Source organism: Paenibacillus xerothermodurans (assembly GCF_002220865.2).
Lineage (GTDB): Bacteria > Bacillota > Bacilli > Paenibacillales > NBRC-103111 > Paenibacillus_S > Paenibacillus_S xerothermodurans.
In genome coordinates this window covers 1-19599 of sequence record NZ_NHRJ02000016.1, presented here as the reverse complement: position 1 = coordinate 19599, position 19599 = coordinate 1, and the positions used below count along the sequence as shown (strand labels likewise).

At 52.2% G+C, this 19599-nt stretch carries 18 protein-coding genes; 2 read left to right on the top strand and 16 right to left on the bottom strand.

The genetic code is table 11. From position 1 onward, the window contains the following. Nucleotides 1-62: 62 nt before the first annotated feature. The 6 genes from CBW46_RS18125 to CBW46_RS22195 all read right to left on the bottom strand — a co-directional run bounded on the left by CBW46_RS18125 (nt 63) and on the right by CBW46_RS22195 (nt 6868). Entirely contained in the window at nt 63-584 is a 522-nt protein-coding gene (locus tag CBW46_RS18125; RefSeq protein WP_089201383.1) for an adenine phosphoribosyltransferase, read from the bottom strand. Continuing rightward, nucleotides 581-3025 (bottom strand): single-stranded-DNA-specific exonuclease RecJ, encoded by a 2445-nt coding sequence (gene recJ / locus CBW46_RS18120; RefSeq protein ID WP_089201382.1) that lies wholly within the window; start codon nt 3023-3025, stop codon nt 581-583. Before recJ ends, CBW46_RS18125 begins: the two co-directional genes overlap by 4 nt. An 89-nt stretch (nt 3026-3114) precedes the next feature. After that, nucleotides 3115-4068, bottom strand: a complete 954-nt coding sequence (locus CBW46_RS18115) for a cation diffusion facilitator family transporter (RefSeq protein WP_089201381.1) — start codon at nt 4066-4068, stop codon at nt 3115-3117. Between the two features lie 66 nt (nt 4069-4134). Then, nucleotides 4135-5058, bottom strand: coding sequence for a protein translocase subunit SecF (gene secF / locus CBW46_RS18110; protein ID WP_089201380.1), 924 nt, complete (start codon nt 5056-5058; stop codon nt 4135-4137). Beyond that, a complete protein-coding gene (secD, locus tag CBW46_RS18105) occupies nt 5048-6280 on the bottom strand; it encodes a protein translocase subunit SecD (RefSeq protein WP_089201379.1) in 1233 nt (410 codons plus the stop codon). Before secD ends, secF begins: the two co-directional genes overlap by 11 nt. Before the next feature lie 117 nt (nt 6281-6397). After that, the gene (locus tag CBW46_RS22195; RefSeq protein ID WP_089201378.1) at nt 6398-6868 is read right to left on the bottom strand and encodes a post-transcriptional regulator; all 471 of its coding nucleotides are present in this window, start codon (nt 6866-6868) and stop codon (nt 6398-6400) included. A gap of 163 nt (nt 6869-7031) precedes the next feature. Between CBW46_RS22195 and spoVB the strand changes: the two genes are divergently transcribed. Further along, nucleotides 7032-8594: a stage V sporulation protein B gene (spoVB, locus tag CBW46_RS18095; protein WP_089201377.1), complete on the top strand. Its 1563-nt coding sequence runs from the start codon at nt 7032-7034 to the stop codon at nt 8592-8594. A 2-nt stretch (nt 8595-8596) separates the two neighbouring features. Here spoVB and CBW46_RS18090 read toward each other — a convergent pair whose 3' ends face one another. Beyond that, nucleotides 8597-9271, bottom strand: a complete 675-nt coding sequence (locus tag CBW46_RS18090; RefSeq protein WP_089201376.1) for a DUF421 domain-containing protein — start codon at nt 9269-9271, stop codon at nt 8597-8599. A gap of 244 nt (nt 9272-9515) precedes the next feature. Here CBW46_RS18090 and CBW46_RS18085 point away from each other — a divergent pair, with 244 nt between their 5' ends. Then, nucleotides 9516-9875 (top strand): TIGR04086 family membrane protein, encoded by a 360-nt coding sequence (locus tag CBW46_RS18085; RefSeq protein WP_089201375.1) that lies wholly within the window; start codon nt 9516-9518, stop codon nt 9873-9875. Nucleotides 9876-10054: 179 nt separating this feature from the next. Here CBW46_RS18085 and yajC read toward each other — a convergent pair whose 3' ends face one another. The 9 genes from yajC to CBW46_RS21955 form a co-directional block, all read right to left on the bottom strand. After that, nucleotides 10055-10372, bottom strand: coding sequence for a preprotein translocase subunit YajC (gene yajC / locus CBW46_RS18080; RefSeq protein WP_089201374.1), 318 nt, complete (start codon nt 10370-10372; stop codon nt 10055-10057). 30 nt (nt 10373-10402) lie between these two features. Continuing rightward, complete coding sequence (tgt, locus tag CBW46_RS18075) at nt 10403-11542, bottom strand: tRNA guanosine(34) transglycosylase Tgt (RefSeq protein WP_089201448.1); 1140 nt, start codon at nt 11540-11542, stop codon at nt 10403-10405. A gap of 27 nt (nt 11543-11569) precedes the next feature. Next, nucleotides 11570-12628, bottom strand: a complete 1059-nt coding sequence (queA, locus tag CBW46_RS18070; protein WP_089201373.1) for a tRNA preQ1(34) S-adenosylmethionine ribosyltransferase-isomerase QueA — start codon at nt 12626-12628, stop codon at nt 11570-11572. Between the two features lie 7 nt (nt 12629-12635). Continuing rightward, nucleotides 12636-14846 (bottom strand): SpoIID/LytB domain-containing protein, encoded by a 2211-nt coding sequence (locus tag CBW46_RS18065; protein WP_117434375.1) that lies wholly within the window; start codon nt 14844-14846, stop codon nt 12636-12638. A 61-nt stretch (nt 14847-14907) separates the two neighbouring features. Beyond that, nucleotides 14908-15912: a Holliday junction branch migration DNA helicase RuvB gene (gene ruvB, locus CBW46_RS18060; protein WP_089201372.1), complete on the bottom strand. Its 1005-nt coding sequence runs from the start codon at nt 15910-15912 to the stop codon at nt 14908-14910. Nucleotides 15913-15930: 18 nt separating this feature from the next. Next, nucleotides 15931-16566 carry a Holliday junction branch migration protein RuvA gene (ruvA, locus tag CBW46_RS18055; RefSeq protein ID WP_089201371.1) on the bottom strand — a complete coding sequence of 212 codons (636 nt, stop codon included), beginning with the start codon at nt 16564-16566 and terminating at the stop codon, nt 15931-15933. Then, nucleotides 16563-17066, bottom strand: a complete 504-nt coding sequence (gene ruvC, locus CBW46_RS18050; RefSeq protein WP_089201370.1) for a crossover junction endodeoxyribonuclease RuvC — start codon at nt 17064-17066, stop codon at nt 16563-16565. The genes ruvA and ruvC overlap by 4 nt, the downstream gene beginning before the upstream one ends. A 172-nt stretch (nt 17067-17238) precedes the next feature. Beyond that, nucleotides 17239-17916, bottom strand: a complete 678-nt coding sequence (locus CBW46_RS18045; RefSeq protein WP_089201369.1) for a BofC C-terminal domain-containing protein — start codon at nt 17914-17916, stop codon at nt 17239-17241. Nucleotides 17917-18099: 183 nt separating this feature from the next. After that, the coding region (locus tag CBW46_RS21955; RefSeq protein ID WP_243633387.1) for a hypothetical protein at nt 18100-19599 on the bottom strand (1500 nt) is incomplete at its 5' end.

Here is a 19599-nt window from a genome sequence, read left to right as displayed (position 1 = left end):
TAAGCACAGCAGAAAAAACCTAAAAAGCTCCGGTACCATGCGGCACCAGAGCTTTCCAATTACTAGTCATATTTAACAAGGGAAACAATATCGATCGTACCAAGTTTTTCCCGTCCCTTTAAATCAACGAGTTCAATCAGGAACGCCGCACCAACGACGATGCCTCCCAACTGCTCAACCAGGTTAATGGAGGTAGCAATGGTTCCACCGGTTGCCAACAGATCATCGGCGATCAATACTTTTTGACCTGGCTTAATCGCATCCTTGTGCATTGACAGCTTATCATTGCCGTACTCCAGATCGTAATCCGCCTCGATTGTTTCGCCAGGGAGTTTACCGCTCTTGCGGATCGGAATGAAACCGACGCCAAGCTCGACAGCCAAGGGGGCGCCGATCACAAAGCCTCTTGCCTCTGGGCCTGCGATACAATCTATCTCATGATCCCGAAACTGCCGGGCCAGCTCAAGGATCACCTCTTTGTACACCGGACCGTTCTGCAGCAGAGTGGTAATATCTTTGAAGCTTATCCCTGGCTGAGGAAAGTCCTCAATCACCCGGATGTATTCTTTGAAACTTGAACTCATACAATATCCTCCATTAACGGTTTAATTGGTTGTCGACAATTCAATATCCATTGGTGCAATTGATCCGTGGTTGAATAAAGCAGCGCTTGCTCCACTTCCAACATACTCTGGCGCTGCTGATACAGGGCAGATGAACTGAGTTCCTTCTTGCCAGTGCTCTTAACAGGCTCGGTCTCATAGCCCGAATTGGTCCGGCGAATCAAACCCAGCTCAATGAATACGTCTAACATAAACTGAATTAGGTCGGCCGACAGCCCGGAACGCTTGGACAAAGCCGCGGTGAACGCTCCGGAAGACAAGCCCCCGTTGTGCCGGTGGACGGCAGCGTACACGGTCTTGAACATGTCCCGTGTCGGCAAATTTCCCACATTAACAAGTTCGCCCTGAAACACTGCATAAAATCGCTGTGCGCCTTCCATCGCTCTTGCCGCAGCGGCCAACGTCGCTAAATCCGCAGGCAAATCATACAACACGATATCGGTGATGGCAGTCGGGCTTTGCTGACTGGCCAACTCGTTGCGCGGAACCACACCGTCCCCGCCCGGCCGCTCGATGCCCCAGATGGCAAATTGTCCTCCGAATCGCGAACGGAGTTCCTCGTCGCGGTCGTTCAACGTCAGAAGTGCCAGCTGTGCTTGCTGTGTGCCATCGTGTGAGGCTAACCGTGCGGCCACCTCGTTGATCTTTTCGTCGAGCTTGGCCGCGCCGCGCCAATCAAAAAGCTGCACATGTGAAATCCTGATGTCCTGAATCATCAATTGTGGTTTGCGCAGACCATTCCACTCATTTATGGTAAGCTCGCCCAATATATCAACTGACGCCGTCGGCGAAATCCACGGTATAATTGCAGCTTTATTGAATCCTACAGCATCCAACGTAACTGCTGTCTGCTCAACGGCGCACTGTAGTGACAATTTCATATGCTGCCGTTCTTTGCCCATTGTCCGCAGCTCCTGACAGCGAACATCGGACAGCACGAACTTCGGTGTCGGATTTCCCATGCCAAATGGACCGAGCTGCTCCAACTGCTCAATGGTTTTCAACTCGACTTCCTCCAATGAGCATACCATATCTGCGTCCATCTGCGGCACAAAATGTTCTGGCAGAAGCCACTCTTCAGCTAATGCATTCAAACGCCGCGTTAGCTCGGGCACGTTCTCCCTCGTCAAGGTCATACCTGCCGCCGCCTGGTGCCCTCCATAGTGCTCTAACAAATCTTCGCAGTGATAAAGAGCTTTATGTATGTCAAAGCCGGCAATGGATCGAGCCGATCCTTTCGCTAGCCCCGTTTCGTTATCAATGCCTAGAACAATCGCCGGCCGGTAAAATCTATCCACCAGTTTCGATGCCACAATGCCGACTACTCCTATGTTCCAATCGTCCTGTGCCACAACAATCACTGCAGCTCCTACTCCCGCAGCGGCATGCTGCTCCTTCATGGCCATCGCCTGCTTGGTGATGTCTTCGACCAGCAGCTGTCTCGCCTTATTCATCTCATCCAGCTCATCCGCCAAATTCTTCGCTTCCAGCATGTCTTCCGTGATTAAGAGCCGGACTGCATCATCTGCGTTGTGTAATCGCCCGCTCGCGTTAATGCGAGGGGCCAGGGCAAACCCGATATGCATTGCGTTCGCATCCTTGGGCTGGATGCCGGCAACGCCGAACAGAGCTCGAAAACCTGGATTAGCTGTCGACTTCAGCCTGGCCAGGCCGTTCTTTACGATGATTCGGTTCTCATCAACAAGCGGCATTAAATCTGCCACTGTGCCAAGAGCAGCGAACTCCAGCAACTCTTCAGGCCATCTGCCTAAAAGCGCTTCTGCCAACTTGAGAGCCACACCCACTCCCGCCAGCTGCTTAAACGGATACGTACAACCGGGTTTTTTGGGGTTGATCAGAGCGTAGGCCTGCGGCAAAACGGCCGGTGGTTCATGATGATCTGTGACGATGACATCGATACCGAGCTCGGAAGCATAAGAGATCTCTTCCACAGAACTGATGCCTGTATCGACCGTAATCAGCAGCGTCACGCCTTGCGTGTGGGCGGCTTCTATGGCGCCCTTGTTCAAGCCATAGCCTTCGCGCACCCGATGAGGTATGTAATAATCGAAGGACGCACCCAACTGCCTAAGCAAAAAGACCATCAACGCCGTACTGCTTACGCCATCAGCGTCGTAGTCGCCGTATACTCGGATATGTTCACCGCGTTCGAGCGCTTGCCGGACACGATATACAGCTCGCGTCATACCATCTAAAAGGAACGGATCATGCGTTCGATCCGTTCCTCCATGCAAAAAGGCCGCAGCATTCTCTTTGCTTTTAATTCCCCGGACAATAAGAAGTCGTGCCAGCAGCGGTTCGATTTGGAGATCCTTGGCCAATTGCTCGGCCTGATCAGCATCCGTCTCGTATATGTTCCAATTTGCACGTGGTTGCAGCATGCCGTTCCCTCCTAAAGCTGTCCGATCAGCCGAATTGTTCTCTTGTTTTCTATTGTAGCCGCTCTATCTTACTCATAACCTTCTGACCGTCAGTGCAAGATAGTAGGATACGTGTCTTGGTGGGGGTCAACGTTATTTTTATACGGGTAGCCGGGATCATACGGATTGACACGGACGTGCACATCGGAAACATGGCTAAACTTGTGCATCAACGTGTTTCTCAACGTTTTCGCCACATCATGCCCTTCCAGTACACTAATGCGGGGATTAACGCTGATCGACACGTCCACAATCACATAGTGGCCTTGCTCACGTGCTTTAAGGGCATCGACCGTAATCACGCCGGTAACTTTTTGCGCCGCTTCAAGCAATTCGGCCGCATCTTCCTTTTGCAAGTAACTGCCTAACCTGCCCCGGGCGGACTTTGCTGTAATGTCCCAACCCATTTTTAGCAGCACCGCCGCTACGAACAATCCGGCAACGGGATCTAGGTAGTACAAATAATTATTTCCCAGGTAATCACCCAATATAGCCCCTAATGCCCCGAGCAATACGGCGATCGACACGTACAAGTGCAACCGATAGTCCCAGCCGGCCTCCATCGATCCCTGATGTGCACGCTGTATTCCCAGCCGGCAGCCGTACCGAAACATGGCTTCCTTGGTCACGAACGCAATGACAGCGGCAATCAGTGCCCCGATTTCAGGCGGCTGAATGAATCCGGTAAAAAACGAATATATGCATGAAATGCCCAACTCAATGCCGAAAACAACCAGCAGCGCGGACAGCAAAACTGCCGTTCCGGTTTCCGCCTTGCCGGTGCCTTCTGCAGCTGTTTCATACGACGACGGCTTGCCCTTACGTGCGCCGAGCAATACGGCGAAAGAGCACGCGGCGATGGATGTCGAGCGCACTGCGTCCGCAACGAGTGCTTTACTTCCCGATATGTAACCCACCGCCCCATTCAAAAGTGCGAGGCCCAGGTGTCCGATAGCGCCCATCCACGCGGCAAGTTCGGCTTTTTGTATGCCTTCCTCTGTCATCTAGACACTCCCTAAATGAGTTGATAGAAAGGCCGCGGGAAACTATTGATTTCGCGCGGCCGGTTATTATTCTTTTACTGTTACTGCAGTTGGTCTCTTTTTAGAACCTAAAGATTTGTTCTTAAGAAGAAGCCAAATCGTACTTGCAATAAAGATGGAAGAGTATGCACCGCTAAGCAATCCGAAAATCATAGCCAAGGAAAACAGTTGAATAGCCGTGCTGCCGAGAATATACAAGCACAATGCCGCGATCAGCACCGTTATCATTGTATTGATAGATCGAGTCATCGTCTGCCAGATGCTTTTGTTGACTAAATCAGCCAAATCGTCGAAGGTTTTGATTCTGGCGAAACGCAAATTCTCACGTATCCGGTCAAAAATGACAATCGTATCATTGATAGAGTAACCGATGATAGTCAAGAGTGCAGCAATAAACGTTAAATTTACTTCTAACCGAAGAATAGAGAACAAACTGATAACGATAAATGCGTCATGCAGAAGAGCTACGATACCAGCGATGGCGAAACGCCATTCAAAGCGGATGCTGACATAGATGATAATCCCTACACTTGCTGCCAACACCGCGTAAAAAGCTTTTATGGCTAACTCTTTCGCCAACTCGGTGTCTACCGTGTTTTCTTCCTTGGATATGTTATCACCATATGCTGTTTTGAAAGCGGCCTCGATCGAGTTGACTTGCTCCGCGGTCAATACCTTATCAAACCGGATGGTTACCCGATCATTTAACTCCCCGCCGACCGTAATCGGTATATCTTCAAAGCCCACTTCGCCCACAATTTGTTCAACTTTTGCTTTGTCTATGGCTTGTCCGCCTGTAGTAATATCTAGCGTCGTGCCGGCTTTGAAATCAACTCCGTAATTCAGACCAAACAAGGCCAGTGTCAAAATCCCGACCAGCGTGATGACGATCGAAAGAGTGAAAAACTTCTTTCTGTGCTTTACTATATCGAACGAAAAATTATAGCGCATTAATTTCGGACTCCTTTACCCCAAAGTAAGCCGGCTTTTTGGCTATGTTGCTGCGAATCAGAAGGACAAGCAGCCATCTTGAGAAAAGGACATTGGTCAAAATACTAACCAAGATGCTAAAGATCAGCGTTAATGCGAAACCTTGAATCGCACCGGTTCCCAGGTAAAACAGGACCAAGCCGGCGAGAATCGTTGTCAAATTGGCGTCAATGATCGTACGAAATGAATTTCGCGACCCTGCGCGGAGCGAGGAGAGCACGCTTTTACCGCTGCGCAGCTCGTCCTTGATTCGCTCATAAGTGATAATATTGGCGTCCACTGCCATACCGACGCCAAGCACGAATGCTGCGATACCCGGCAGCGTCAAGGTTGCGTTCATCAAATACATCACTCCAAGTAGAACCCACACATACGTAATGATAGAAATGCTGGCTACGACGCCTGGCAGTCTATACATCACAAGCATAAACAGGAGAATCAGTATGCTGGCGATAATGCTCGCGCGCACCGTTTGATCCAAAGATAGTTGACCCAGAGAGGCCCCAACGGACTGAGTATATTTTTCCGTCAACTTCAACGGCAGAGCGCCGAGATTGATCGTGTCGCGCAGCTTGACTGCTTCATCGTACGTGTAACTGCCGGAGATTGTCGCCTGACCGTCGGTCAGCACCTGCTGCACTTCCGGAGCGGACAGCTCAGTTTCATCCAGATAGATGGCGAGAGGTTGCTTCAACAGCTTCTCCGTTACCCGTTTGAATTTTTCGGCATCCTTAACCTTAATATGGATGATCGGCTGGTTGGTTTCGTTAAAACCAACTTCCGCTCCGCCCGGGACGAAATCGCTGCCGACCATTTCCTTCGTACCATCAGGACCGCGGAATGTCAGCTCTGCAGGTTTCTTCAGAATGTTCCGCAGTTCCGTTTCGTTGTGTACCCCCGCGATCCGAACTCTAATGCGGTCGCTGCCTTCAGTAGTAACCTCCGGTTCACTCACGCCCGCGGCATTGGCCCGGTTTTCCACACTTCTCGCAGTTTCTAATAATGCTTCCTTAGTAATCGGTTGTCCCGGCTCAAGAGGCTCGGCCACATAAAGTATCTCAAAGCCGCCTTTTAAATCCAAGCCCAGTTTTATGTTTGACAACAGTGCAGGACTCGTCAAGCCGATGCCTGTGAAAACTACTGCCACAATCACAATGAGCGCAATGATCCTTTTGATGTCCATGACGGTCTCCCTCCATACTCAATGTTCCTATTATACCTACCTGCGAAAAATCAGTCAATTTGATGATTAATGGCATGGCATGGTGGGCACGGCCAATTCACGCAAAAAAACCCTCCGCTATTCGAAGGGGTTGCTCTTATATATGCTCATCGTCATCCAATTCATAAACTGAGTTACCTTCAACGATAATATGTCGTTGACGATTCTGTGGAGCGGCGGTGTTCCCTGCTTAATATATTTATCGCTGACACATTCCCACACTTCCCGGCCTGTCACGTGCTCGTAGCCCAACATGCGAAACTCGTCAGCCTTGCTGTTGCAGATGTTCTCTATCACCTCATTCAGTTCCATCTCCGACAGCTCGTCGTGCTCCGCGGCTTCTGAGTTCGGCTCGCTGCTCAGCTCATCTTGATCACCCGCATCCATTGCAGGAGCCGGCAATAACTCACCGATAGCCGCTTCCGAGGCGGCTCCCGTCTCCGCCACCGCATCAGTCATCGTTTCACCGGCTTGTTTTTCCACGTGTTCGGCAGTTTCAGCCGCATCGCTCGGGCCTGAACTATGCTCCTGACTTTCCTCGTTTACCATCTGCTGTCAACCTCCTGCCGTGCAGCTTTTACTGTTACACATATTCGATGCACGTGAGCTATTTCCTCCTCCGGCTAAAAAACGAACACACAAAAATTGTGCATGTCCGTGGACATGTCTCGCATATGCATTTAATAAACAATGGGAGGAAGAAGGAAACCACGTGACGAAACAATCGTTTATTAAAGGCACGCTCATCCTGCTCGCCGCTGGCATCATTAACCGTATTCTCGGCTTCATTCCCAGAATGACACTTCCTCGGGTGATTGGCGCCGAAGGAGTGGGACTGTATCAGATGGGCTACCCTTTTATGATCGTCATTTTGACCATAATTACCGGCGGCATTCCCATTGCGGTGGCCAAGCTGGTCGCGGCGGCGGAAGCAGAGGGCGATGAAGATAGAATACGCAAAATTTTTCGTTTGGCGATGCTGTTCAGCTTTATATTGAGCACCGTTTTTACCGTGGTCAGCTTGCTGGCGGCCAACTGGATATCATCGCATCTGCTTACCGACTCAAGGGTTTATTATACGTTTATTTGTATGACGCCAATCATACTGCTGGTCGGCGTCGGCTCTGTATTTCGGGGGTACTTCCAAGGCCGGCAAAATATGATTCCGACGGCGCTCTCCCAGGTGATAGAGACGATGATACGCATCGTAACGATGCTCGTCCTGGCCTACTTGATGCTGCCCTACGGCATTGAATATGCGGCCGCAGGGGCGATGGTCGGTGTTATGTTGGGAGAGACCGGCGCACTGCTTGTGTTATACCTGAATTACCGAAATGACCGAAAGAAAAGGCCAAAAAATACTGAAGCAACCTCGCCTCCAATAATCGGGTTTCGCTGGTCGAATTTAAAAGAACTGCTGGGATTGGCTCTGCCCATCACCGGAAGCAAGCTGGTCGGCTCCTGCTCGTACTTCCTTGAGTCGATTCTAATCGTGCAAAGTCTGGCCGCCGCCGGGATTGCAACTGCTTTGGCCACAGCGCAGTACGGGGCGCTGCAGGGCATGGTGATCCCGGTCCTGCTGCTTCCCAGCGCACTGACTTATTCGCTATCCGTATCGCTGATACCATCGTTGTCCGAGGCCGCGGCTCGTAATGATATGCTAACAATCCATACCCGACTGCATCAATCGCTTAAGCTCGCACTGGTTACCGGTGCGCCTTTTGCAATGATCATGCTGATTTTAGCGGAGCCGCTGTGCCATTACTTATACGGTCAAGCTCAAGTCGCTTCCATGCTCAAAATGATGGCGCCTATCGCACTGTTTATTTATTTCCAAGCGCCGCTGCAGGCTACGCTGCAGGCGCTCGACCGGCCGGGAAGCGCCTTGTTTAACACGTTGATCGGCTCCATCGCCAAGCTGGCGTTAATCTATTGGCTGGCCCGGAAACCGGAGTTCGGCATACTCGGTGCGATTATGGCGATTAATATCAACATCGTGCTAGTTACCGTTCTCCATTGGCACAGTGTGGTCAAACTGCTTCATTTCCGCATGCAAATCAGCGACTTCGCCAAAGTCGGTCTGGCTATGTGCGTGTCGGGCTGGGCCAGCTATTTGATCATGCATAACGAGTGGCTGTTCAACACTTTTGTACGGTTCGTGGTGTCATGTGGTTCGGGCATCGTGCTGTATCTTTGCTTCTGCGTGCTGTTAGGGTTAATTGATAGAAACGATTTACTGAGAATCATGTGGTTAGGACGAAAAATTGTGAAATAATGTCACCTTTTACTTTTACGGTCAATAAACCAATGCCCGCGGCCGTCATATGAGCAAAAGAACACCTGTTTGAAGTCGCTAACGCCTTTTTTGTTCAGCTCAGTTTTCAGCCAGAACCTCGTTTTCCCCAGCTTTTGAAGACTGTCCTCCTGGACCTTGCCATCCATAATAAGAGGCAGCGGCAGACCCTCATAGCGAATTGCCGGCTCGCCGCCGGCAGGCTGCGAGTTGCTGCTCTGCTTTTCCACCACGGTGAGTTTGCCTGAAGGTTCGAGGATGGCAAACTCGACTTTAGACACGTCCGTCACATCGTTTTGCCGGAGCTGAAGTAATAAGTCATCTAAATTGTACCGGTGCCGTTTCATCTCTTGCTGATTTATTTTGGCGTTTTCTATGATAAAAGAGGGCTTCCCTTCAAACCACCGGCGCAGTCTCTCATTCTTTAATGAAATATAGGAAATTAGAAGTTGGATAGCAACCAGTGTGATTAATGGCAAAAGTCCCTCGGCAATCGGCTTACCTACGTCCTCAAGAACGAAAACAGCAATCTCTGCGATCATGATGGAAATAACGAGATCGAACACGGACAGCTTGCCGATTTCCCTTTTGCCCATCACCCGCATAGCTAAAAATGCCACGAAATACACAAGTACGGTCCTTAAAAATAGGGAAATCATACCCGCGGCCGGCCTCCTTCAAACTGGTAGTTCAGGGGTATTGTCACCCTCGCGCGTTGAACTCATACAGCAGCTCCTTCTAAAAATTGTTACCAGAGCGCAGCAGAAGGGCTGCAAAAATTCATGGCGCATACCGACCAACCTGTACTAATTTGTGGTACGTGCCCATACAATGGGGATAAAAGAACCTGCACGTCCACCGCAGAACCACTGCAAAAATATAATGATCGGAGGAACTACGGACATGAGGCAATCCCCTTTATTTTCCGGCTTATTGTATGCTGTGATTTTCATGCTGCTTGGCACTGTGATGACATCCATGCTCATGATGGCGACCAACTTGGAAGAAAATGCATTGCACAGTTACACGCTAAGTGTGCATGGCGTCGCAATGTTCGTTGGAGGGATGATATCCGGCAAAAGAGCCGGCAGCAAAGGATGGTATCACGGAGGCCTGTTGGGTGTGGTGTATTCGATGATCGTCTGGATGGTAGGTTTTCTCTCTTATGATACGGGATTTTCGTCGGACACCGTATTTTTGGTCGGCCTCTCATTCGTTGCGGGAGCACTCGGAGGTATGATTGGAGTCAACTTGAAAAAGTAAATCTAGTCGCCGCACCGTTATCCGGCAAGAAAAAATGCGAGTCTCCTCGTGGAGGCCCGCATTTTTCTTATTGTATACACGTCAACGTTGCACCGTACTGAGGTATGCGCGTCCGCTCTGTGAGCGAACGCGGTTCGGTCTACAACGGCCGAGGCCATACAAGAACTGCATGCCTGATCTCACTTCGTGCCGTCTGCTGCCGCAGCGGCAGTCACGGAGTTTATCGCGGAACGTTCGAACGTGAGCTTGGATACGTCGTTCACGCGTAATACTACCGTGTCGTCACCTAATTCCATAATCGTGCCGTGCAGTCCGCCGATCGTGACAACCTTGTCCCCTTTTTTTAGATTAGCCAGCATCATATTGCGCGTCTTTTGACGCTTTTGCTGTGGGCGAATCAACAAGAAATACAGGACCACAAACATCAAAACAAGCGGGCCGTATGTATACAAAAAGCTTTCAGGGCCTGCCGCAGCTTCTCCTGCTACCAACCACATGGAAATCCCCCCTTTCACTAAACTATACGTTCAGAAACCTTTTCCGGCTTCACTTAAACCATATTTTTCAAAAAACTCATCCCGGAAATCCAGAAGCCTGTCCTCTTGGATGGCCTGGCGGACCAAGCGCATCAGCTCCAGCAAGAAGTGGAGGTTATGATACGTGGTCAGACGAATACCGAATGTTTCGTCGGCTTTAATTAGATGGCGGATGTATGCACGGGAATAATTCTGGCATGTATAACAGGAACATTCCGGATCCAGCGGCCCGAAATCTTCGGCATACTTGGCGTTCCGGACTACAAGCCGGCCTGTGCTGGTCATTACTGTGCCATTGCGGGCAATGCGGGTTGGAAGCACGCAGTCAAACATATCGACACCGCGAATGGAACCTTCCACCAACGCGTCAGGAGAACCGACCCCCATCAGATAACGAGGTTTATTCGCCGGCATCAGCGGTACCGTGTAGTCGAGCACCTCATACATCAAAGGTTTAGGTTCACCTACGCTCAGTCCACCAATAGCATACCCCGGAAAATCCAGGGAAGTCAACTCCGCAATACTCTGTTTGCGCAAATCTTCATACATCCCGCCTTGGATAATTCCGAACAGGCCCTGTTCCGCCGGTCGGGCATGGCTTTGCAGACATCGCTCAGCCCACCGGGATGTGCGCTCCAGCGATTGTTTGGCATAGCTGTGCTCAGCCGGAAAAGGCGGGCACTCGTCAAACGCCATGATAATATCGGCGCCCAGCGCATTCTGAATCTCAATTGATTTCTCCGGCGAGATGAACAGCTTGTCCCCGTTCAGATGGGAGTGGAAGGCCACGCCCTCTTCAGTGATTTTACGCATTTCGCTTAAGGAAAAGACTTGAAAGCCACCACTGTCAGTCAAGATTGGACGATCCCAGTTCATAAACTTGTGCAGGCCGCCTGCCCGACGCACGATATCGTGTCCGGGTCTGAGAAACAAATGGTACGTGTTGCTTAAAATGATATGTGCGTCCATCTGTTTCAATTCTTCCGGACTCATGGTTTTCACGGTTGCTTGCGTGCCGACCGGCATGAATGCAGGGGTTTCAATCACACCGTGAGGTGTATACACACGACCCAGGCGCGCACCGGACTGCTTGCAAGTTTTTATGTGCTCATATGTTACTGCTGCTGCCAAAGTTATATCACTTCTTTCCTGCATAGGCTAGTATATAAACATTGCGTCTCCAAAGCTGAAAAATCTGTATTTCCTCTCGACCGCTTCCCGGTATGCCGCCAACACGCGATCTTTGCCCGCCAGCGCGCTGATTAGCATAAGCAGTGTCGACTTCGGTAGATGGAAATTGGTCAAGAGAGCGTCAACGATCAAAAAGCTGTACCCCGGGTAAATGAAAATGCCCGTCCAGCCGCTGCACGGCTGAATCGTGCCCGGCACCTCCGACTCCCGCGCCGCCGTCTCGAGAGTTCTTGCGGAAGTCGTCCCCACTGCGACCACCCGATGACCGCCGGCTTTAGCATCGTTGATGAGCTTGGCGGCTTCCTCGCCCACTTCGTAGTACTCCTCGTGCATATGATGTGATTCCACCTCATCTACGGACACCGGTCGGAAGGTGCCTAGCCCAACGTGCAGCGTGACATAAGCAAGCCGGATCCCCTTGCGTTCAATCTCTTCCAAATATTCCTTAGTGAAATGGAGCCCGGCGGTAGGCGCTGCGGCCGAACCTTCGTGCTTGGCATACACCGTCTGATAACGTTCCCGCTCAGGCAGCTGTTCCTTAATATAAGGAGGGAGGGGCATGTGCCCGAGCCGGTCCAACAGTTCCTGAAAAATGCCGTTATACTCGAAGCGAAGCACACGTCCGCCTAGCTCGCCCTCCTCTTCCACCGTGGCTGTTAGGAGAGGTGTCTCCGCGCCTGTGTCACCTGTACCGCCAAACACAATCACGGCGCCTGTCTTCATCCGTTTGCCCGGCCGCACCAGGGCCTCCCAACGGTCCCCTTCGAGCTGCTTGAGCAGCAGAACCTCTGCCTTTGCTCCCGTGTCGGGTTTGACGCCAAAAAGCCGGGCTGGCAGCACCCGCGTGTCGTTCAACACAAGTACATCCCCGGCTTGCAAATAATCGATTAACTCTGAAAACGATTGGTGCTTCACAGTGCCGTCTGTTTTGTTCAAGGTCAACAGCCTCGAGGCTGTTCGGTCCTTCAACGGAGTTTGTGCGATAAGAGACTCCGGTAATTCATAATCAAACTCATCTACTTGCATACGTATGTCATTCCTTGATTATCGAGACTCCATGATAGTAAGTCTCCAATATTTTTTTATAGTCGTATCCACGCTCGGCTAAGCCTCTGGCTCCCCACTGGGACATCCCCAAGCCATGACCGAAGCCGCTTCCTTTGAAAATAAACCGTGTGGTTCCGTCCTTCATCTTCACCTTGCTATTGCCATCCATGATAAAAAGCTGCTCGCCAGCCGCATCCTTGGCTTGGCCGCTTCCATCGACGATGGAAATTCTCGGCGAGGCAGGCGTCTGACTTCGGACAACGCCATCCGCTCCTAATACAGTATAACTTCCTGTTTCTTCAATTTCAAACCGGGTACTCGGCAAGCTGTTGAATACCGTGCGGAGTGCGTCCGGACTGGCGGGTTTTAAAACCTGCCCGTTTGCCTGCACTTCTGTCACCCGCCCCGACACACCTTTCGCCGATACTTCCAACCTCTCTAGGCTGCCTGTAATCGGTTGTTCGAGCACCGCATTGATCTTGTCCTTAAGCTGATCTCCCTCGTATGGTCCGCGCAGCCATGAATAAGCATTGGATTCTACGGCTTGATCAAAAACAACGAATCTGTCACCGATGTTCACTTTGAACAAGGCCGGATTAGCTGCGTTGTCCACATACGGAGCGGAGCGGACAGCTACGCCGGTATCTGTGGCTTCGTACACGCTGAAGCCCGCATTATTTTTGTCGCCTGTGTCTTTGGCGTAGGTCGAATGGATGTAGCCCGTGCTTCCGTTGGGCAGTACAATTCGGTACCACACGGCCTTGCCTTGCTGAGCTCCTTCGTCCGGAGACTCAGCGCTCTTAAAGTAGCTGACCCGGTTACCCCATACTTCAGTCGATTCTGCGGTCATGCCGCCCGCATTCGAGTAAAACAGCGGTGTGATCAGGCCCGCTTGATCTGCCAAGACCTCACCCTGCGTAGCAGTCACGGCGGTCACGGCAGACGGAAATTCCAACTCCACGCCTTTATACACTTGATCCAGGGTCGTATCGGTCACATGGGCTATTTGGTATTTCAGCCCCTGCTTGAGCGCGTATGTCCTGGCTGCTACCGCCTGTGCTTTCAGCGCCTCTAACGGCCAGTTCTCGTTTAACTCAGCACTTACTACAGACACCAGATACTCCTCCAGGGGGAGTTCATTGATCAATGCCATTTCGCCATTGAGCTGCGACAATTCCAATGTCCCACGGTAACTGCGCTCGTAGCGCTCCAATACCTTAATCGTGCCGGATGATGCGGGTGACATTTGCAGCTTGGCATTGGTACCTCCAAGCATCAGCCGTTGTCTCGTGTCGTCCCCTCCATTGGATGGAGCGCCTTCCTGAGCTTGTACCAGCTCTGTCAGGAACAGAGCATATGACTGTTCTCGCGGAACCGGCTGCAGCGCTAGACCGGGGATGGCTGCGGTAAGCTGCTGCTTAACAGCGTCCAGCTCTGCTTGGTCGGCGGCTGATGCTACCAATACCCCATATTCCGGCGCCCCCGCTGCTTCAAATGCGGCAACATCGGCCTCGAAGCCTGCTCGCTCAATGATTGCGGCTTGTGCTGCCGCTTCTTCCACACTTGCGTAGGCTCCTGCCCGCCAATGGAGCGGTCCTGTCACGGAAGAACGGTAGTCCTTTGCTACGTCGGCCACCGCGGGCAGTGCGGACAGCTCTGACAAGGCGGCGGCCGCCGCCTGCTTCGCAGCGTAAGGACCTGCGCTGACCTCGTAACTCACTCCGCCCTGTTTCGTCCGCTGAGTGAGTACGATATCTAACTTGGCGGCTTTTAATTTTTGTGCGAGATCTTTGACCCGCCCAGCGTCAGTGTGTTCCCACAGCCGTATTCGATAGCTGTCAAGGGATGACTTTAGCGCTTGATTTGAGCCTAAAGACAAGACCGTACCGGAGCTGCCGTGGCCGCGAAAGCTGACCTGTAAACCTTGCTCCGAGGACAGCGTTACCGCCGGTGCCGGTGCCTTGTACTTACCGGAGTCGACAAACAATGCCACCCTGATAGCATCCAGCTTGGGCACGACGGCAGCTGCTGTTGCGGTATGTGCGGGTCCCGTCGCCGCCAGCGGCAGACTCATGCCCACCGCGGTAAGACAAGCAAGTAGCAGCATCTTGCTGCGGCAGCGCGTACTCTTGTTTTTTTCTTGCTTCTTATGTAGACAACAGTTTAACGTATTTCTTCTAACACTGAGTTTCCACATTGCAGATTCCCCTCTCCTAGAGATTGCAGTGAGTGCGCAGCCTCGGTCTCTCACTTGACACCTACTTGCTCGCGGGCAGCGGCAGTCCCAAATGCTGGTATGCTGCAGGCGTCGCCATCCGTCCCCTAGGTGTCCGCTGCAAAAAGCCGATTTGGAGCAGGTATGGTTCGTACACGTCTTCGATCGTCTGGCTTTCTTCACCGATGGTGGCGGCGATCGTGTCCAAGCCGACAGGCCCCCCCTGAAAGCTTAATATGATGGCACGAAGCATCTTGTGGTCAATCTCATCGAGCCCCAGATGGTCCACCTGAATACTGGCCAGCGCTGCTTTGGCGATGTCGAGTGTAATGATGCCGTCGCCCTTCACCTGAGCGAAGTCTCGAACACGTTTCAACAGGCGGTTGGCAATTCGCGGAGTTCCCCGGGAACGCATGCCGACCTCTGTTGCGGCCTCCCCAACAATCTGTACCTGTAAAATATCTGCGGTGCGGCTCACGATATACGTCAGCTCATCGATCGTGTAGTATTCCAAGCGGCTGATCACACCGAACCGGTCACGCAGAGGCGCAGACAGGAGGCCGACGCGAGTGGTCGCGCCCACCAGCGTAAATTTGGGCAGATCCAGCCTGACAGAGCGGGCGCTGGGGCCCTTGCCGATAATAATATCCAACACAAAATCTTCCATCGCCGGATACAGAACTTCCTCTACCGTGCGGTGCAGCCGGTGAATTTCGTCGATAAACAGCACATCGCCTTCCTGCAAATTGGTCAGAATCGCAGCGAGGTCTCCGGGGCGTTCTATCGCCGGTCCCGAGGTGGTTCGCATATTCACACCTAATTCGTTGGCGATGATGTTGCATAGCGTTGTTTTGCCCAATCCTGGCGGACCGTAGAGCAGCACGTGATCCAGCGCCTCATTGCGCATTTTGGCTGCTTCTATGTATACCTTGAGGTTTTCCTTCGCCAGCGACTGTCCAATGTACTCAGCAAAATAACGCGGTCGGAGACTCAACTCCATCGTTTGCTCCTCCATCATGAGATGGGCCGAAATGATGCGGTCTTCCATGTTGTCTGGTCTCCCCTCCTATCGCATCGATTGCTGGTACAGCGCCTGCAGAGCCAATTTCATCACAGCTTCAACAGTTTCGCCTCCGTTTAACTTGGGCTCTATCGCATGGCGAGCGGCGTCTGTCTCCGCCTCTGTGTAGCCTAGCGACAGCAGTGCGGCCTTGGCTTCACTCCACGTACCCGCTCCTCCGCCTGCGGCCGTATCTGCCATGCCTCCAGGCACGACGAATAAAGCAGCCGTTTCCGACGCAATCCCGCCCAGCTTGTCCTTCAAATCAAGTATCATCCGCTGCGCCGTCTTTCGCCCAATGCCGGGCAGCTTGACCAGAAAATTAATGTTTTCCTGCTGGATGGCGGCAGCAATCACCTCAGGCCTACCCCCGGCCAAAACACCGATCGCCACTTTCGGACCGATACCGCTGACTTCAAGCAGCAAACGGAACAAGGATTGCTCCTCCCGGCTTGCAAAGCCAAACAGCAGGTGCGCGTCTTCCCGCACATGATAATGTATAAAGAGTGTGGTCTCCTCGCCGTCCGACGGCTGTAATCCGAACGGATTCGCACAAAACACCCGGTAGCCGACCCCACGCACATCCAGCACTACGAACTCTATATCTCTGTGCGCAATAACGCCTCTAAGAAAATCTATCATCGTTTATGTACCTCGTTTATCTTTTGCTGTATGGTACTGGAATGAGCATGGCATATCGCTACTGCCAGGGCGTCGGCTACGTCATCGGGCTTGGGCACCGCCGATAAGTGTAAGAACATTCGCGCCATCTCCTGCACCTGTTTTTTTTCCGCTTTGCCATAACCCACAATGGCCTGTTTGACTTGTAAAGGAGTGTATTCTCCGATTTCAAGTCCCTTTTGCACAGCGGCTAGCAGCAGAATACCCCTCGCTTGACTGACGGTCATCGCAGTAGTCACATTACGATTAAAAAACAGTTTCTCGATCGCCACAGCGTCAGGTTTGTAAGTGTCGATGAGCTGTACGGTGGCGTCGTAGACCATTTGTAACCGCTTCGCACTGTCTGTGTGAGCCTCCGTTTGTATGCAGCCGTATTGCACAGGCACTAACCGGCTTCCCTGTTTATCAATCAACCCGAAACCGACGATCGCGATCCCGGGGTCTATGCCCATAATACGCAAAGCTGGTCCAACTCCTATCATTCATTAAAAAGCGAACATATGTGTTCACCAGCCCATTATAACAGAAATCGCCCCCCCTGAACACGCAAAAAGGCACAAAAAAAGACAAGCCCGCCCATGCAAGCGAGTTGTCTGAGGTGAATCGGAAAAATGTTTTCCATGCCGCCATTGTTTATTTAGCGAGTTTCTCAGTGTCCTCCACCGCAAAATCGGCGAACGTTGACAGCACACTGTTGAACTCATCAAGATTGTGTACCGGTATGCCCCTGTACAGCTGTTTTACCGTCTCATGAGGAAGACTGCTCTCCAAATACTCAACGTTCAGCTGAAAAAAGGTACGGATCACCTGCTGCTCCTGAGGTGACCCTTCAAACAGCGACAAGTGGCCAGTGCCGTCCAAGCCGAAATAAGCATTCTGCTTGCACTGCGGCGATAAATCGTCGATCCGTTCTACGAACAGTACCTGCCCGCTATCTCCGATTTTGACTGTGAGATGAGGATGTGCTCTGTGGTATTCCAAAATTTGATTGGCTGTCATTGGCCCCAGCTGCTGCAGCTCTTCGCCACATACGTATGTTTTTTGGGCAAACGCTTCACGCTGTCCGTCGATCTGTTGTATCATAGCGCGCACTTCTTCCTCCGGCTGCAAGCCCGTATTGGCATGTACTTTGAACACCGGCTGATCCCTTCCCGTGAAGTCCGAGCCATCGGTGCCGCCATGATCCGCCTGCATAAGTGCGGCAGCTATTGAGCCCATTCCCGTCAGCAGTAAGAGGGCACCCAACATTAACCATCGGCGTTTCCACCGCAGCTTCCGTTTCAATTTGCTCAGTAAGCTGAGAAGAATCATCCTTATCCCCTTCTGTCTCTAGATAGTCCTTACTATTTTTGACATGGGTAAGAATGTTTATACTGGAAAGCTAGTGTGCTTTGTCTCTACCTGGATCCACCGCTGCAATGCGGCAAGAAATTTGTCACAAAGAAAATGCCGGAAGCGATCGCTTCCAGCCTGAACACCGTTCATATTCACTTTTTATACGTTGATCCATGGAATCTGCGGGGAGACCGTGCCGGTGTGAGATGATCTGCGGCGGCGTTTGTTAGACAATCTCAAAATTGCCTGTTGAACCGGGTTTGAACGTGCTTTACTGCCTTTGGTTTTCACTTTCTCCGGTTTGTCCGGTTTCTGCTGTTCAACCGCAATCGTGGCTGTCGGTTCTTCCTGTATCTTATCCGGCTGCGGCTCAACGGATCTTTTTTTGTCATCGCACCCGCAATCCTTCTGAACGTCTAAGGCCGGCAGCACAACAGGCGGATAAGCAGGCACTGGAGGATAAACCGCGTAACTGTGCGCTGGGAACAACGGCCCCGGGTACGCGTTCATTGCCGCACCTTTGTCATACTCTTGCGGGTAACATGGGGCTGCTGCGATCGGATCAGAGGGCTTCACCGCGTAAGGGTAGTGCTCTACATACGGCTGGTAGTCCGCGTGAGTCGGTCCACCGCAGCCGCAGCCGCATGACTTGTGCTGGTAAAAAGGATACGCTGGCTGGGGTGTCGCGTACACATTGTATGCCGCCTGATTTTCACTCGGCATTAGCGGTAACGGTGGCAGTTCCGGCCCTTTCCATGCCTCGTTTTCAGCCGAAAACACTTCATAGCTGGGGGTTGGATACTGCTCGAACAGATGCGAGAACGGCTCGTAAGCTCCAACGTTGCTCGCGTTCACCTGTGCGAGACTCGCAACGTTATCCGCAGCAGCTGTCATCACGTCAGGCGAGATGTTTTCAGCAGATAACCCGGGGTACATGGTTGCGGGCTGTTGGTAATCCATCGGCAAGCCGGGGTATGCGCCCTCGGGCTGATGGTAGCCGATGGGAGCTCCTACGTTTGGTGCTCCGTAATGCTGATACTCCATTGGCGCTCCCATGTTCGGTGCTGCATACGGCTCGTAACCCATCGGCACACCGACATTCTCCGCACCAAACTGTTGGTACTCCATGGGTGCGCCTGCGTTCGGTGCTCCCACGTTAGCCGCGCCGAGCTGCTGATACTGCATTGGCGCTCCCATGTTCGGCGCTGCAAACGGCGCGTAACCCATCGGCGCACCGACATTCTCCGCACCAAGCTGTTGGTACTCCATGGGTGCGCCTACGTTCGGTGCTCCCACGTTAGCTGCACCGAGCTGCTGATACTCCATTGGCGCTCCCATGTTCGGTGCTGCGAACGGCTCGTAACCCATCGGCGCACCGACATTGGCCGCACCAAGCTGCTGGTTCTCCATGGACGCTCCTACATTCGGCGCACCGACGTTCGCACCGAGCTGCTGATATTCCATTGGCGCTCCCATGTTCGCTGCTGCATACGGCTCGTAACCCATTGGGGCACCGATATTGGCTGCACCAAGCTGCTGGTTCTCCATGGACGCTCCTACATTCGGCGCCCCAACGTTCGCACCGAGCTGCTGGTATTCCATTGGCGCTCCCACGTTCGGTGCTGCAAACGGCTCGTAACCCATCGGCGSACCGACATT

Coding starts and splice junctions, on each gene's coding strand:
- CBW46_RS18085 (WP_089201375.1), top strand. CDS start 9,516: ATGAGGCAATCCCCTTTATTTTCCGGCTTATTGTATGCTGTGATTTTC.
- CBW46_RS18115 (WP_089201381.1), bottom strand. CDS start 4,068: ATGACAGAGGAAGGCATACAAAAAGCCGAACTTGCCGCGTGGATGGGC.
- yajC (WP_089201374.1), bottom strand. CDS start 10,372: ATGTGGTTGGTAGCAGGAGAAGCTGCGGCAGGCCCTGAAAGCTTTTTG.
- CBW46_RS18090 (WP_089201376.1), bottom strand. CDS start 9,271: ATGATTTCCCTATTTTTAAGGACCGTACTTGTGTATTTCGTGGCATTT.
- secF (WP_089201380.1), bottom strand. CDS start 5,058: ATGCGCTATAATTTTTCGTTCGATATAGTAAAGCACAGAAAGAAGTTT.
- secD (WP_089201379.1), bottom strand. CDS start 6,280: ATGGACATCAAAAGGATCATTGCGCTCATTGTGATTGTGGCAGTAGTT.
- CBW46_RS22195 (WP_089201378.1), bottom strand. CDS start 6,868: ATGGTAAACGAGGAAAGTCAGGAGCATAGTTCAGGCCCGAGCGATGCG.
- ruvB (WP_089201372.1), bottom strand. CDS start 15,912: ATGGAAGACCGCATCATTTCGGCCCATCTCATGATGGAGGAGCAAACG.
- CBW46_RS18125 (WP_089201383.1), bottom strand. CDS start 584: ATGAGTTCAAGTTTCAAAGAATACATCCGGGTGATTGAGGACTTTCCT.
- ruvA (WP_089201371.1), bottom strand. CDS start 16,566: ATGATAGATTTTCTTAGAGGCGTTATTGCGCACAGAGATATAGAGTTC.
- CBW46_RS18045 (WP_089201369.1), bottom strand. CDS start 17,916: ATGATTCTTCTCAGCTTACTGAGCAAATTGAAACGGAAGCTGCGGTGG.
- recJ (WP_089201382.1), bottom strand. CDS start 3,025: ATGCTGCAACCACGTGCAAATTGGAACATATACGAGACGGATGCTGAT.
- CBW46_RS18065 (WP_117434375.1), bottom strand. CDS start 14,846: ATGTGGAAACTCAGTGTTAGAAGAAATACGTTAAACTGTTGTCTACAT.
- queA (WP_089201373.1), bottom strand. CDS start 12,628: ATGCAAGTAGATGAGTTTGATTATGAATTACCGGAGTCTCTTATCGCA.